Below are 16071 nucleotides of genomic sequence, written 5' to 3'. Positions count from 1 at the left end.
TACTATTTTTTACATTAATCTTCATTGTATCTATGTCAATTATTCCTGTTAACGCAACAGATAATATTAACAAATCATCATCGGATACACAAATATCCATATCACCTCTAAATCCTGATTTTGTTCAATATCAAGAAGATCTGGACCAAAGTAAAGCTTCCACAAATACAGTATTCACCTCAAATAAGGTATTATCAGGAAAATCTTACGAGGACATCTCTTCTGAAAATATGGACAGAATGTTGGATGAAAATGAAGTTACAGACCCATCTCTCCATTCTCCGGGTCTTATGCCCTCTCCTATAGATTTCTCTTATATTTCACCTGTAAATACAAAAGACCTGTTGGCAGATGAGAAATATGCAACGTTGTCTTTCTCCGCCTCAGGTTCAGTAACATATCCATCCCGCTATGACCTCAGAAAAGAAGGTGGTGTTACTCCTATACGCGACCAGGCACTCGCGGGAAGTTGCTGGTCGTTTGCATCTTATGGAACCCTGGAATCTTATTTAATTCACAATAAATCAGAAAACTGGGATTTTTCCGAACAGCATGTGAAAAACACGCTTGTATCCTCCTCCCCGAATGGGTTTGATCGCAGTGAACATGATGATGGGGGAACCACTCTGATGGCCCTGGCCTATCTTGCAAGATGGGACGGCCCGGTTACCGAATCGGATGATCATTACGCCTCCCTGTCATCGGAATCGTCTGCTGATGTAGTTGTGGCAAAACATGTACAGGATGCTTTTATTTTTCCGCAGATAAATCATACAAACGATTTGTTCAAACAAATGATAATGGATTATGGCGGTATTTCAGTAGCCATCCATGATGATCAATCCGCCTACTTCAATGCAGAGAACAATGCCTATTACTGTTATGAAGAAGACAAAATGCTGACCCATGCGATAACTCTGGTAGGCTGGGATGATAATTTCAACAAGACTAAATTCACTCCTGCTGCACCGGCAGACGGTGCGTATATCATCAAGAATTCTTGGGGGAATAACTGGGCAGAAGATGGTTACTATTACGTCTCCTATTATGATAAGTCGATAGGCAATAAAGATCAAATGAATGGAAGTGAATCCTATACTACAAACTATGTTATAATGGCAGAGAATGTCAGCAATTATGATCATATCTATCAGTACGATTTGCTTGGCTGGTGCTCAAACACCGGATTCAACAACAGTACGGCCCTGGGGGCAAATGTCTTTACAGCCACAGCAAACCAGACACTTGAGGCTGTGAGTTTTTATACTGTGGATTCCAATTCGTATTACAACATTTCAGTATATCTCGATCCTGAGAACGGGCCGGTAAATTCTTCAGGTCCGGTTGCTGTAACAAATGGCACTATTGCTCTGGCGGGTTATCATACCATAGACCTTGACCACAATGTATCCCTGCCTGCCGGTCAGAATTTCTCCATCGTTATCAATTTCACCACACCTGAATACACTTACCCTGTCGCTATAGAAAAAGTCATAGATAGGCATAGCAGTAATGCCAATGCTGAATCCGGCCAGAGTTACTTAAGTTCCAATGGCAGCAACTGGACGGATATCTCAGCTTCTGATATGAATGTGTGCATAAAGGCTTTCACTACAGAATCCAGGCAACCCCAATCTAATTTTGTTGCTGACAAAAGATATGTGCATATAAACCAGTCGGTAAAGTTCCATGACGCCAGTCTCTATTCCCCTCAACTCTGGCAATGGGATTTCGGGGATGGTAATACATCAACACAGCAAAACCCGACTTATTCCTATGCAAGTCCTGGGATCTACAATGTTTCTCTGAATGTATCAAACGAATTTGGTAGCAATGTTACTGTCAGGGACACTTTCATCCATGTACTCAACAGCACCATCACTGTCAACAGCAGTGGAGGAGCGGACTTTAAACTAATTCAGATGGCCGTTGATGCAGCTTATCCAGGAGATGCCATTATTGTTGAGCCGGGAAATTATACAGAAAGAGTCAGTTTCAGGAAGGATAATCTTACTCTCAAATCTTCCACAGGCAATCCGGAAGATGTCAGGATAACGTCTCCGTATCCATATTCTAAATTTAGCAATGTGTATAATAATGCAGTCTTTATAATGGCAGATAATATCACGTTGCAGGACATTAATGTTACAGGTGGGTTTTATGGATTTCTTGCTTCTTCTTCAAATAATTGTACCATAATAAACTGTACCTTTACTGATAACGGTCTTGGTATGGTACTTGATTTATCATCCAATAACAACCAAATAATCAACTGTACCTTCGAAAAAAACATAGCAGGTCTCGTGTTATCAAATTCGGCTGATAACTATCTGGCAAATAATTCTATCAATAATAATTTGTTATACACTTTTGATATGGATTCGAATCCAAATTATGTCGATACCAGTAACACCGTGGATGGCAAACCCATCTACAGTCTTGTCGGCAAATCCGATATTGTAATAGATTCTGATTCGAATGCAGCCCTTGTACATCTGGTTGATTGTACCAATATTACTATAGAGGATCTTGAATGCAGAAACCAGAGACACGGGATCTATCTGTATAATACCACCGATACCTGCATCAGAAATTACACTTCTATCCAAAACCTTTATGGTATATATCTGGGCAGATCCCGGGACAACATCCTGTCCAATTCCACCGTAAATGACAGTAACAAAATTGGAATATACATTACTGATTCCGTTGATAATCTGATCTATAACAATTATTTCAACAACACCAACAATATCCATATTTCAGCAGGAACTTTCAATGAATGGAATATAACAAAGACAGCCGGCAGAAATACCATAAATGGATCCTATCTTGGAGGCAATTTCTGGGCAGAACCGGATGGTACGGGTTGGAGTCAGGTTGAATATTCCATAGTAGATGGCTTCTGTCAACCATACAATATCACAGATGATGGCAATAATACTGATTGTCTGCCCCTGACAGCAAATGCAGAAAAACCTTCAGAACCCAAAGAGCAAGAAGTTCAACCTTCCGACAATGACGGTGTGCGTGTCCAAAAAGCTGCAGGGACGGCATATTCTTCCAGCACCGTTGAACAAGATATCGACACTCGTTTTGTGGGAATAGATGCCGAAGTTCGATATACGTTCAATGAAGACAGTACACCTGTAACTGAGATTCGTTTTAATGCAGGGAAAAATGAAGGGTATGTAATGGCATCGGTCAGTCTGCTGGATGCAGTACCTGTAGATATGGACGGGCCTGCGGGCAAATCCTACATGATAATGGATATCAATATGGGTAGTGAAGATTTATTTTCAGAAGATAATGCAACCATAGAATTTCAGGTCAGCAAAGAATGGGTTGACGAAAACAATATCGATCCGTCCACAATCCGTATGACCAGATTCCATGACGGGCAATGGCAGGACCTTCCAGGCAATCAGGTTGAAGAAGATGACGAATATCTTTATTTCAATGCCAGGACATCTGGGTTTTCAGTTTTCAGTATTGTTGGAGATGAAAGAGAAGTGATTGAAGAACCGATTGCTGAGGAGAATGATGTTGAAGAGGTAGTAGACAAACCTGAGGCTGAAACTGAAGACGATAATGCTCAGGTGCCCGGATTTTCTGCCATTTTTGCAGTGGCATTGACTGCAAGTGCAGCGTTTGCAATGCGAAAGAAGGAGTGAAAGAATAGGAATTATATCACTACGAGGGGTGGGGTATGTGTCAATTGTCTCATTTGCCCTGCCCATTTAACGGGTCTGTGTTTAGCTGTAGATGACTGTCACATAACTCTGAGGACATAGGCATTCATCAGATAAATTATATTTAAAGTAAGTGTATTAAAAGACACTATGCTTAAAAAACTCATTTTGTTATCTGTTATTATCATTATCCTGTTCAGTACAGCAGTACTGGCCTCAGAAAACAACCCTGAGATCACCTCTGCACCGTTAAACCCGGAATTTATTGATTATCTGTCCGGTTTACAAGATTCGGATTCTAAAAACACAATAATGGACACCTCTGCCGACAGCGAAGAATATCCACTCGGTCTAATACCATCTCCTGTTGATATGAGCCATCTGCAATATTCAGAGACAGACAGTAAGTATCGCCTTTTCACATCTCTACCCTCTTCCTATGACCTGCGTGAGGAAAACCGTCTCACACCAGTACGGGATCAGGGGGAGACCGGCTCATGCTGGACGTTTGCAACATATGCGTCCCTGGAATCCTGTACCTATGATGAAGGCCCCTATGATTTTTCCGAGAATCATATGAAAAACATCCTTTCAAACGAAAGTCCTACCGGTTTTGATTTTTCGCAGGGAGGTAATATGTTGATGGCTACGGCTTATCTGGCATGCTGGAGTGGTCCTGTCAATGAAACTGATGATCCATACAGTGACACATCCAGTTTTAATGATTACACAGATCCAGACAAACCTGTAGCCGGGCATATTCAGGAGATAATATATCTGCCCAAGCGGCTTAATTTTACAGACGAGGAGTACCGGGTTTCTGATGATGATTATCTCAAAGAAGCGGTAATGAAATATGGAGCGGTTTATTCCTATTTCATGGTGAACATGGGTGCTTTTGCCGATAATTATACAACCTACTACTATAATGAATCTGCATATGATGGGGGTCATGCAGTGGCTCTTGTAGGCTGGAACGACTCATTCCCCAAAGAAAAATTCAATATTAATCCTCCAGAGGACGGAGCCTTTATTCTCAAGAACAGCTGGGGCACAGAGCTTGGAGATGAAGGATATTTCTACATATCATACTATGAAAAATCATTCAATGATCATTCAGGCCATCCGGCAGTTTTGATTGCCACCGAAGATGCAGACAATTATGACAGCATCTATCAGTATGATCCTCTGGGTTATACGGATTCCCGCGGGTTCTCTAATTCTACAACAGTCCACGGTGCCAATGTTTTCCAGACCGTATCTGAAGAATATCTGGAAGCGGTCAGTTTCTATACCACAGATACAAATGCGGTTTACAATGTAAGTATATATACAAACCTCTCGCTACCGACTCCTGTAGGGCAAACCCTGCTGGCACAAACCAATGGTACCTTTGCAAATGCAGGCTATCATACGATAACCCTTGACACACCTGTACATCTTGAAAAAGGACAGAGATTTTCGATAGTCACAAAACTTTGCAACCCCGAGTATGAATATCCTCTGGCAACAGAATATCCCGAATCCAATTATTCAAGCAGGGCTTCTGCAAACCCGAACGAGAGTTTTATGAGTTTTGATGGTTCCAACTGGACGGATGTGGGTGAACTTAATGATTCGAATGTATGTATCAAAGCGTTTACCTCTGCACCCCCTTCTACCGTATCCAATCTCCACGCAACCACCGGCCCTTCATGGATAAACTGGACATGGTCCAACCCGCAAGACCCGGATTTCAATCACATCGAGATATACATTAATGGATCATTGATGTCCACCACCTCTGACACACACTATAATCTCACAGGTCTGCTGGATGGTACAAATCACTCGATTGGCCTTAAAACCGTGGATACAGACGGATATGTTAACAGTACCTGGGTGAACAATACTTCACAAACAACCGATATGGTTCCTGCGAGTGTGACTGACCTTCATTGTATGTCTTCAACATCTGATTCGATTACCTGGAAATGGTCCAACCAGACAATTCATGATTTTGATCATGTTGAGGTGTATCTTGATGGTTTGTTTGAAACCAATGTCTCAGACTTTTGTTACACTGCAACGAATCTAAAACCTGCATATTCCTACAATCTGAGTCTAAAAACCGTGGATAAGGGTGGTAACATAAACCATACCTGGATAAATGATACTGCTTCAACCAGAATGCAATCGTCTCCTGAGGATTCTGAAATTACCAGTGAGATAAATAAAAATACTTCATTCTATGCAGAAGTAAGTCATCCTGGCAATATGACCTGGTATGTAAATTCAACTGAGGTTCAGAATGAAACCAATGTTAATCGATCATATTACAATTCCACTGCAGATAAGGGTTGTTGGAATGTTACTGTTATTGTGAAAAGTGAAAGTTTCAGTGCAAACAGGAGCTGGTTGTGGTATGTAATTGATAAGCCAGAGAAACCTTCATCTTCCCCCAGTTCAGGCTCCTCTGGTGGTGGCGGAGGTGGTGGTAACACCGGTGAGTCTTATGCCAATATCCTGACAAAGACTGTACAGATTCAAAAAGTTTCAGTAGGTACTGATGTCGTGTATGAGTTTAATGAAAAGGACAATGAAATATCCTTTATCGGATTCAAAGGTGCTACCAACTCCGGACAGGTTAAAGCAACAATTGAGAAATTGAAAGATACTTCATCCCTGGTGGATGAAAGAGCACCGGGACAGGTTTACAGCAATTTCAATATCTGGGTGGGTAATAATGCCTTTGATGCTGAAAACATGGAAAATCCTGTGATTGGTTTTAAGGTGAACAAAACATGGTTGTCTGAAAACAGAATAATGCCCTCTATGATTACACTTTTCAATTATGACTATAAATGGCAGGCTCTGGAAACCGTGCAGACAGGGCAAGATGCAGACCATTTCTACTTCGAGGCACAGACCGATCATTTTTCCCCTTTTGCCATTTCGGCTGTGGAGCAGGAAACAGGTATGGAAAAGAGTTCCAAACCACAACCTGAAGATATTGCGGAAGAATTGGCTAGTGAAACAATTTCTGAGAACACAACAGATACTGCAAAAACCCATTCCATTCCGGGTCTGGGGGTATTTCCAATACTTGGAATCCTCTGCATTCTGTATGTGATGCGAAGACGGCTGTAATAATTACAGCCAATCCTTTTTTGATTAATCTTATCACTAAATTTCGTTTCTCGGCTACAATGTGAATTATATATTTGCTGACCGAATAATATTTAAACATTGTAACATTTGGTTCTGCAATCAATTTGAGGGTATATATTGGCGGATATAAGAAAAATCCCTGTTGACATACAAGTTGTCGTAGGCCTGGTACTCCTGACGGCAGTATTTATTCTCATTCCCCAACTCAGTGATTCGGCCATTCGTACTGTTTTGGGCCTGCCCATGGTATTGTTCCTGCCGGGTTATGCGCTGATTGCCGCCCTATTTCCCAAGAAAGATGATCTGGATGGCATTGAACGTGTGGCTTTGAGTTTTGGTCTGAGTATTGCAGTGGTGCCTCTGATAGGTCTGGGATTGAACTACACACCGTGGGGTATCCGTCTGTTGCCTATACTGATCTCACTATCCATCTTCACAATCGGTATGTGTATCATAGCCGTGGTGCGCCGCTCCAATCTTCCTGAAGAAGATGCATTTTACGTACCCTTCAGGCAATCCTACGAATCCCTGCAGGACGAATTTCACTCCGAATCCCAGTCCAGGTTGGACAAGGCACTAACAATAATTCTGGTAATTTCGATCTTGGCCTCGGTAGTAACCCTGATCTATGTGGTAGTAACTCCGAAACAGGGGGAACAGTTCACCGAATTCTATATCCTGGGTCCAGGAGGCATGGCGGATGATTACCCTGTCAATTATACTCTTGGAGACAGTGGAAAGGTAATTATCGGTGTGGTGAATCATGAATATGAGGATGTCAATTATACTATTGACATACAATTAGAAAATCAATCCCTGCAAACCATACAACAGGTAAACCTTGAGCATAACCAGACCTGGGAGCAACCTGTCACGGTTACTCCGCCGTTTAACGGCACGGACATGAGACTACAGTTTTTGCTCTATAAAGATGGTAATTATACAGAATCCTACAGGGATCTGCATCTCTGGATCAATGTATCGGAGGATATAAATGACTGAACTTCATCCATTCAAAAATGTGGCTTTACCGGATCTGTCAGATGTACAGTTTAACCGGAATTCAGCTGTAATTATGGTGCCAATACTGCTCATTATGCTGGCAGAAATGTTACTTTTTGTCGAAATGGATTATCTTTCCATCTGTATCCACGTGGGTTTAATTGTAGGTCTTCCTCTGGCATCCATCTTTTTTGATAACAGGCAGGTTACAATGGCCTTTCAGGCCTTGCTATTATTGCCCCTGCTGAGATTGGTAAATATCTCCATGCCTATCTTTTTCGAAACAACCCTGTACGTATTCGTATTCATCTACGCCCCTCTTATTATTCCTGTCTACCTGGTTGCCAAGGAACAGGATTTTACTCTGAAAGCTTTCGGTTTTCTCAAAGCAAACAGGATGTGGCTTCTCTATGTTACTCTGGCAATCCTGGTTGCAGTTGCAATTGCCCAGGGTGAATATGCAATTATTGCAAGTGATTATTTGGTACCGGACCTCTCATTTATCAGCATCCTCAAGATCTCTCTGGTAATGGTGCTTTTTGTAGGATTTGTCGAAGAATTGATCTTCAGGTACATCCTGCAGACCAGACTTGTAGAAACTTTTGGTATCTGGCCGGGATTAATAATAACCAGTTTGTTGTTTGGTGTAATGCACTCGGGCTATGGTGCCCCTTTAGAAGTACTTATGACAGCATTTGCAGGACTGATTCTGGGTTATATGTTCCTCAGGACGCACAGTATCTCTTTTGTATCATTTACACACGGTTTTGTAAATGTATTCCTGTTTGCCATAATCCCGCACCTGGGTCCCGGTTTGGGTCTGTTCTGAATAGCTAACAATAATATGTCTATAGAATAGACGTGAAGCTCAAATCCAGGTCTGAATTTTTCAAAAAAAAGTAAAGATTAAGTGGAAAAAGAGATTGGAGTAAAAATTACACAATTTCTGCTACCTTGAATACCACTATAGCGGTAAAGGCCACTAGCAGAGGAATTATACCCATATTAAGTGAAGTATTCAATGTCTTGTTCCATTTACTGGACGCAGACAGTATCTCTTTGGCTGACAATAATAGAATAAGGCCGATTACTGCCAGTACTCCATATTCCGGCAGTCCGATGCCTGTGGTCATTGAAATGGCACCTGCTGCGGAAGAAATTGCACTGGTTGTTGATATTACACTTGTAAGCATGATTATCCTCTAGATTTTTCTGTTTACATAATAATAGAATTATATTTATTAAAGCTTTTTGCTCACTGCAAATTTATGGGACATCGCAGATTATTTGTCGGATCGGAATTGTAGTCCAATGAAAAAAAGTAAAACGAGGTAAAAAAGAGTTGTAAAGGAAATTCACACTATTTCTGCTACCTTGAACACCACTATGGCAACAAAGGCAACGAGCAGAGGCATTATTCCCATATTAAGTGAAGTATTGAGTGTCTTGTTCCATTTACTGGACGCAGAAAGTATCTCTTTGGCTGATAATAATAGAATAAGACCGATCACTGCCAGTACGCCGTATTCCGGCAGTCCGATGCCTGTGGTCATTGAAATGGCACCTGCTGCGGAAGAAATTGCACTGGTTGTTGAAATTACGCTTGTAAGCATGATTATCCTCTGAAGTTCCTGTAATTAGATTATAATGTTACTATTAAAAGGTTTTGATTTCTATTGCTTTTTCTCCATAATTCCTTTCAATTGAGAAGGTGCAGGTTTTACTCTGCACCTTCATTCAATTAGAGTTGTCTCCTTCTCAAGAAACCTGCTACTGCCAGCAATCCTGCAATGGCAAAGATTGCTTCAAAGCCGGGGGTCGCTGGCTCATCTGGCTCTTCCTGTGCAGCTACTGTGATCAGGTCTGTCTTCTCCACAACATCGACTCCACCTTCGCCCTCAACTGTCAGTACAACAGTGTAGGTGCCGGATTCTTCATAGGTGTGTGTGGGGTTTTGCTGGTTAGATGTGTTACCATCACCAAATTCCCATAACCAGGAGTCAGCATTGTCGGATTCGAACGTGAATTTCACTTCCAGGGGACTCTGTCCTTCTACAGGAGTTGCTGTGAATTCAGCTTCTGTGTCTACTGGTTCTGTAACCGGTGCAGAAGTTGTGTCAGCCACGATTGCAAAATTGGAGAATCCTTCGGTGTTTGCGGTATAGTACACCTTATCTTCATCTTCTTCTGTCACTGTGGTTGGCAGTTCGGTCCATTCAGTGGTATATCTCATCAATCTGATGTTTGCGCTGTCCACGTCATTTTCATCCAGCCATGTCTTATTTACACTGAAGGAGATCGTTGCGTCCTCTATCACATCTTCGTAAACCCTTGAACCGGTCCAGATGTTTAGATTCCTGTACACAAGGCCTGATGGTTCAGTATCTACCAGTGTGGAAGTGTCTTTCAGGACTTCGACAATGACATTGACATATCCTGCGTTGACAGTTGGAGTAAAGGCAACGGTCTTTACTGGACCATTAAATTCTGCAAAATCATATTCCGTTTGCATATCTTTGGCAGTATAGACTTTATCCACCATTTTCAGTTCAACGTTGGCATAAGGTTCGCCACTGGAAGCAGCTCCGCCACCGCCACCGGAAGAACTTCCTCCGCTTGAGGATGAGTCGTCATCATCAGTGGGGGTATCATCAACAGGTGTTCCCATTGAATAGGTCGAAAAGTGCTCTACTTTGGCCCAGACGTAGTTCTCATCAGTATTTACACCGGTATCCAGACAGAATTCAGGATTTCCAGGTTGCAAGACAACCCATTTGCTGTTATCTTCATCGTACCAGTAGGGTTGGAGATCATTTTCTTCAATATTTCCAAGTTCATCTTCATCATAACTCATGTTGATGAAAACATATTCCATGGAATCATTGACGTTTTCACTTTCATCGAATTTGAGGAATGATCCCGAAGACTGGAAATCAGGTTCTCCTACTCCTTTTGAAGGCGTTTTGGTCTTTTGAACCTTAATTGAACCTCCGACAATACTCTTATTGTTTCCGATTGTCAGTTTTACACCGGAATTCCTGGCTTCGACTGTAGTCTCTTCGCCTCCAACTCCTGAAATACTACTGTCCAGGTCATCGGTACCTTCTACTAGATCATCAAAGGTAATTCCTTCAGGCTCGTTGACCTCATATTCGGTCTCATCGATAATGATGGTTCCGTTGTAGATCAGGTTTGCCTTTACATATCCATCATTGATTTCCAAAGTTTTGAGTTCGGAATCAATGACTGTACTGCTGTTCACCACAGAATCCTTGACCTCAGAGCCGGTTATTGTGGAGCTTGTAACAAGGGAATTCTTGATCTCGGAGTTGGTAACAGTTGAATTTGTGACAGTGGATTTATCATCAACTTCACTGTTGCTGAGGCTATCTTCTTCTACTTTGACAACTCTTGTGATCAGTTTCACAGTATCGGTTGCATTTGTGGAATTAACGGTCACCTCTATTTTATGTGCTCCAGTAGAAGTTGGCCAGTGATCGACAGTGACAACTTCCTTACTGCCTGCAGTTCCACTTGCATTCAGCTCTAGTGACTCGACAAGACTGACATTCTCTCCTGTAGTCGTCAGATTGAACGTATCATTGGTATTACCGAGATTGCTGACTGTGAGGAAATAGGTAGCATTCTTTCCGGATTTAATGGCTTGTTTGTCCTCATCAGCCTCTATGGACACACCATATACATCTTCTTTCAGATACAGAGCACTTGCAACAGCAGTTGTGTTTTTGTCTTCTGCATCATCAACACTTGCCAGAAGTGTGGCTTCAATAAGTCTGTCTGCACTACCTGTATTGTTGAAGATGAAATCAATTTCTTCAGATTCTCCCACAGCCAGGTCGGGAATGGTTACTATGTTTACTCCGTTTAGTACTGCGGTTGTGTTGGATGAATTTTCAGATACTTCCAGATTGTAGGTGTGTGTCTGTGCACCGGTATTGGTAACCTTTACCACATATTCTGCAGTTTCATTGCCAGTCACTGTCTGTGTGGCAGGAGTTACTTTCATTGAAACCGCTTCTACAACTTCAATAAAGGCTGTCTTTTGAGCATCGGCATTTTCATCCGTATCTGAAACAACACTTACAGGCATGGTGTATGTGCCGGTTTCATTTATGTCTCCTACTGTCATCTGGGTATAGCCGGCTTCTCCGGCAGCCAGAGTTATGGTTTCTGAATCAAGTGTTGTGTAGTTGGAAGTTGTTGAAAGATTGAAGGTATCTTCCACATTACCCGTATTCTTGATCTTGAGAGTGTAGGATTTTGTATCCGTTATCTCCATTGTATCGGAAACAGGGTCAATTGAAAGAGCCACTCCATAGCGATCTGCTTTTTCAACGACAAGGTCAAGTTCAAGAGATGTGTTTACTTTGTTATCTCCTTCGGAACTGGTATTTATTGTTGCAGTTACATCTGCAGGTGTTGAATTGGAAAGTGACACGTCAAAGGTTGCTGTGTCCCCAGCTGCCAGGTTGTTGATTGCATCAGGCATTATCAGGGTATCAGCATTGGTGGTATTGCTGAGTGTGAAGTTATCCTCTACATTACCCGTGTTTTTGAGGGTTAAGGTGTAGTTGACGGTTTCACCGGGTTTTGATGTTGCAGTATAGGAGTCGGCGGAGAGTGTCAATCCGTAATCCTTGACCTTGGTTGTTGTTATGACACTGTCATATTCAGCAGATTTCTGGGATTGTGCTACCATTATAACATCATATGTACCACCATATTCGGAAGATACATTCAAGAGTATTGTTTCCGATTCACCCGCATCCAGGGGAACAGATGATTTATTAAGGGATGCGTAATCTGCCTGCAGGTTCACTACACTGAGGTTATAGGTATCATCTGTGTTACCATTGTTAGTAATGGTTACCGCATAGGTAGCATTTTCTGTTGTATTGACAACCTGTTCCAGAGGACTGGAAGATGCCGATACACCATAAATGTCTTTCTGATTCACTTTGGTTACAAGACTCAGAGTTTGTGTGATTGATGATTCAGCATCATCTGTTGCGGTGATTGTTGAAGTGTAGGTGCCTACAGTCGAGCTGTTTGCAGTGAAGGTCACATCAGTTGAATGTCCTGCATCAACTGTTACATTATTGTCTGATAATGAGCCAACATCTGAAATTGAATTCAAGTCAAATGTGTGTTCTTTATTACCGGTGTTCTCAATGGTTATTACGTAATCTACATCAGTATTATTAAGAACCGCTTTTGTGGTAGAATCTACACGGATGTCCAGAGCATCGATTACTGTGGTTTTGGTGTTGATATTCTTCTTGTATTCAGAACCTTCTGCCATGACATTAATTGAATGTTCACCAATATCGGTGCTGCGTACATTCATTTTCACGTGAGCACTTTCTCCCACAGCCAGATTAACTGAAGTTTCATTTAACTCTGCTTTGCTGCTGGATGCGCTGAGACTTATTGTGTCCTCTATATTTCCGGTATTTGTCAGTGTCAGTAGATACTCCGCACTTTCATTCTGCTCTACGGTTTGGGATGTAGTAACATCAACACTGAAATCAAAATCATAGTTAGTCAGGTCTACCTCGGACTGGTTGAAGGCAAGCAGATCGCTTCCTGATCTGGCAGTTGTAAACAGAAGGTAGTTGCCTGCAGATAAACCGGTGGTTGGTAGATTTAGAGTTGTAGCATTTGAAAAAGATGTATTTTCTACAGCTGCGATATTTTCAATACCACTCATGTTCTTCAAATCGGAAGTGGTTGGGTTTGAAATGTCCAGACCCACAAGGGATAATCCATCCACAACAGGATTGCCGTTTACAGATGCATTGAGCCCATCGGAAGTTCCGTTGAATTGCATGAATACGTCTGCTTTGTATTCACTTTCCTTGATCAGGATTGCATCGTAGGTATACTGGGAAGCAGGTGCATTCAGGAGATCGAAATTAACAGCCACGTTATCTTCATTGGCAGATACTGAAGTGGTTGAATCGTATTCCAGAACTGTGAAGGCAGTGGCTGAAAGTATCACGTTTTCATCAGGGATAGCCATGAGCACTATATAGTCATCTGCAGCAAGTGTCTTATAGTCTATCTCAAAGTCTCCATTACCGTCAAGACTAATATCTTCTGTTAAATTGACTATTAATTCTTGGAGATCTTCCTGACTGGTTTTCCCTTCATTTAGTCCATTGAAAATGGTGGCTAATTCTGATACGTTTGTTTTGATCAGCATTACACCTATTTCTTTATTAGCAAAATGTGTTGAACCATCAAAAGAAAAAGATACATCGTTTTTACCACTTATATTGGTGTACATTTGATGTGTTGCATAGGGATAACTTATGGTATGATTGGTATATTCATCCACATATAATTCTATGGCAACAGTATTTCCTCCTAGGTCGAAATGAGAGTCATTGATACCGTTGTAGGTGAATTCCATTGGAGAAGGCAGTTTGAAATCGTTTCCTCCTTCCAATGCAATCCAGTTTCCGTTACTGCCCTGGGAATGATCGGCAAATTTTAGATAATTTGTATCCCCCACGGTAATATTCATTATATATTCATCATTCGATTCTGCGCCCGCAATACCTGAACCCAGCATTGCAGTTGAAGCCAATAATAAAAACAATATCATTAGCCCGTTCTTTAATATTCTCATCAGCAGTTGCTCCTTTTATGTATGATTAGGTCTTAGGTTATGATTTGTAATACGTATCATGCCAATAGTTTTCAATTACTTGATCGTATATTAACAAATTTTAAAGTGATAAACCTTATCCTTGTGTTATTATATAAATATAATATTGTAATTAAAAAAGTAGCTGAAAAATCTGCCAGGCAATGAAATTGGTTGTTTTTCCAATTTCAGGACCTTCTCATTTTCAGTATAATTATACCAACGAATATTGTAAGTATCAGACCAAAAATCCATACATTTGTGTAAAAAGATTGATTGTCTGTTTCACCAGTTGAGTTGCTATCCGTAAAATTGGAACTATTTACAGTTGAATTCTGGCTTTCATTGATGGAGTTTGTGTCATCAGTGGTATTTTCGATAATTTCCTGGTCGATTTGCCCGCTGATTGCAAAGGGAGAAAAATGAGGTGTAGATGCCCGGTAATTTGTGTACTGTTCATTCTTTGAAACTTGCTCTGTAGGCAATTTTGTCCATTCATCTGTCGTATCTTCATAATGCATCAGGACAATAGTGTCAGGATCAATATCATTGTCAGTTATCCAATCATTATCCACCCTGAAATGAATGGTTGCAGAATTGATATTCTCTGGGACTGCAAAGCCGGTATTGCCTACCCAGATATTGAGATGTTTGTAGATTTTTCCAGAGGGATCATTTTTGACCATTACGGAAGTATCATCCAGGACTTCAACTTTGACGGGTATTTCCATTGCAGTTATTCGGGAAGTGATGTTTATTAACCTGACCGGAATGGATGAGTGGGAGAACTGATATTCCACCGGCATCTCACTGAATACTCTTTTTGTGATGGATTCAGATGCGTCCACATTTCCGTTTGCAACATCGGGTGTTGTATCTCCTCCACCACCTGTATTAGAGCTGCTTCCGCTACTTCCACTGGAGGTGCTGGAACCAGTTGAACTTAAAGTTATAGTTTCAGTCTCTCCACCCACGGTAACTCTGAAATTCCCGGCAGGAATGCTGCTTGTGGAATAAGTTTCTTCAAACTGGCCATCTGTTATGTCCATAGTTTGGGTTGCAGTAATTGTAAGGTCCACATTTGATTGGCCACTTGCAGCATTACCATCGATTTTGATATTGTAATTTCCAGAGGGTACGTTGGATTGGGATACGGTTGCTACATCTCTGGAAGCATCTGCACTTTTGGTAATCCAGAACAATATTTTTACCCGGACATTGAGATCTTGCACGCCTTCAGCCCTTACTGTGAAACGATTATCTCCGCTTGGAATCTCCACTCCATTTATATTATACTCATATTCTCCATTATCTACATCTACGTTTTTAGTAAAAGCCACAGATGCATCAACGGAATCTCCAGACCCGGTTCCACTAATTGTAATTTCATCTCCCACGGTCGGGTTTGAAGGAGACACTTCAAAAGCAGAGGCTGTGGAAATTCCCAGTAGCAGGGTGATAAACAGTAATAATATACATTTATTCAATCGTTTCAATGGTGAACACCTTTTATTGAAATTCTCATATACTCATTTTTCTGATTGCATTTTACAG

Annotated in this window: 8 protein-coding genes; 4 read left to right on the top strand and 4 right to left on the bottom strand. The window is 41.3% G+C overall.

Annotated features, from left to right (window positions below):
* Positions 1-32 precede the first annotated feature (32 nt).
* From BHR79_RS02935 to BHR79_RS02915, 4 genes are all read left to right on the top strand, one after another.
* The gene (locus BHR79_RS02935) at positions 33-3674 is read left to right on the top strand and encodes a lectin like domain-containing protein (protein ID WP_159429227.1); all 3642 of its coding nucleotides are present in this window, start codon (positions 33-35) and stop codon (positions 3672-3674) included.
* A gap of 168 nt (positions 3675-3842) precedes the next feature.
* The gene (locus BHR79_RS02930) at positions 3843-6821 is read left to right on the top strand and encodes a lectin like domain-containing protein (RefSeq protein ID WP_083433007.1); all 2979 of its coding nucleotides are present in this window, start codon (positions 3843-3845) and stop codon (positions 6819-6821) included.
* A gap of 138 nt (positions 6822-6959) precedes the next feature.
* A complete protein-coding gene (locus tag BHR79_RS02920) occupies positions 6960-7844 on the top strand; it encodes a DUF1616 domain-containing protein (RefSeq protein ID WP_072560981.1) in 885 nt (294 codons plus the stop codon).
* Positions 7837-8673 carry a CPBP family intramembrane glutamic endopeptidase gene (locus BHR79_RS02915; protein ID WP_072560979.1) on the top strand — a complete coding sequence of 279 codons (837 nt, stop codon included), beginning with the start codon at positions 7837-7839 and terminating at the stop codon, positions 8671-8673. The genes BHR79_RS02920 and BHR79_RS02915 overlap by 8 nt, the downstream gene beginning before the upstream one ends.
* A 106-nt stretch (positions 8674-8779) precedes the next feature.
* Here the strand turns inward: BHR79_RS02915 and BHR79_RS02910 are convergent, their stop codons facing one another.
* The 4 genes from BHR79_RS02910 to BHR79_RS02895 all read right to left on the bottom strand — a co-directional run bounded on the left by BHR79_RS02910 (position 8780) and on the right by BHR79_RS02895 (position 16013).
* Positions 8780-9037 carry a hypothetical protein gene (locus BHR79_RS02910; RefSeq protein WP_072560977.1) on the bottom strand — a complete coding sequence of 86 codons (258 nt, stop codon included), beginning with the start codon at positions 9035-9037 and terminating at the stop codon, positions 8780-8782.
* A gap of 162 nt (positions 9038-9199) precedes the next feature.
* Positions 9200-9457 carry a hypothetical protein gene (locus BHR79_RS02905; RefSeq protein ID WP_013036595.1) on the bottom strand — a complete coding sequence of 86 codons (258 nt, stop codon included), beginning with the start codon at positions 9455-9457 and terminating at the stop codon, positions 9200-9202.
* A 128-nt stretch (positions 9458-9585) separates the two neighbouring features.
* Positions 9586-14499, bottom strand: a complete 4914-nt coding sequence (locus BHR79_RS02900; RefSeq protein ID WP_083433006.1) for a TIGR04279 domain-containing protein — start codon at positions 14497-14499, stop codon at positions 9586-9588.
* Positions 14500-14705: 206 nt separating this feature from the next.
* Entirely contained in the window at positions 14706-16013 is a 1308-nt protein-coding gene (locus BHR79_RS02895) for a PGF-pre-PGF domain-containing protein (RefSeq protein WP_143743540.1), read from the bottom strand.
* Between the last annotated feature and the right edge of the window lie 58 nt (positions 16014-16071).

The organism is Methanohalophilus halophilus (assembly GCF_001889405.1).
GTDB lineage: Archaea > Halobacteriota > Methanosarcinia > Methanosarcinales > Methanosarcinaceae > Methanohalophilus > Methanohalophilus halophilus.
Note: the sequence above shows the minus strand (reverse complement) of the source record. Positions and strands in the feature narration are given on the sequence as shown.